At 44.1% G+C, this 930-nt stretch carries 1 protein-coding gene; it reads left to right on the forward strand.

Annotated elements, in window-relative coordinates; genetic code table 11:
• Positions 1 to 304: 304 nt before the first annotated feature.
• A partial coding sequence (locus AC1DUO_RS25465; RefSeq protein ID WP_477989474.1) for an AAA family ATPase occupies positions 305 to 930 on the forward strand: 626 nt, incomplete at its 3' end.

The raw sequence follows: 930 nt of genomic DNA on the forward strand, positions 1-930 counted from the left end.
GCTCTGGAGTACCCACCACAACAGGGGAAGACCCTCATTAATACCGTGTAACCATGGGTTCTTCAGCTTGTTAAGGGTTGCACCCAAGAAAGTCTTAGGCAGCTGATCAACGAGGAAACAAATAATTTTGATTTTGTCTCTTACCTGTTCAATCACGTTTGCGGTTTCAATTGAGCGATGCTCACTATGCTTTAGCTAAGTAATAAGTATGAATTAATACATAATAATTAGTCGATATTAATTCACATTTATCTTTTATGAGTTATTATTTAAGAAATACTACTTTTGATATCACGGGTGACAAATGATCACGATTGTTGGATGCAATAAAGGTGGGGCCGCGAAAACAACAACTGCAGTCAATATAGCTGTGGGTTTGGCCTTATGGGGCAAGGATGTGTGTCTGGTCGATGCTGACGTTCAACGCTCTTCGTCAAGGTGGTATGCCGAACGGGAAGCTGCAGGCCTTACCCCCTCCATCACCCTGATTGAGAAAAGAGACAACATATCTCAAACACTCAGAAGCCTTGATGAGAGGTTTGATCACGTTATAGTGGATGTTGCCGGACGAAACAGCCGTGAGCTGATTACAGGCGGAACCGTAGCTCATCAGATCATTGCTCCGCACCAATGCTCTCAGTTGGATCTGGATACGATGGTTGAGCTTCAGCAGCAGTTAGAAAGCATGCGGGATTTAAATCCAGAGCTTAAGGCATATTGCTATCAAAGTATGGCCACTACAAATCCCCTCCTTCAGGGAAACGAACGGCATGAATTTCTGGAGTATGTCCGCGAATTCGAAGGACTGATCCCTTTGAGCGCGACGGCATGTTACCGAAAGGTTTACCGAGATGTGATGTCTGAAGGTAAATCTGTCCTGGAAACATCTAACGAAAAAGCCAAGTCTGAAGTTCTTGCTCTGTTGAATGA

This window comes from Rahnella sp. P4_A8 (assembly GCF_056402435.1).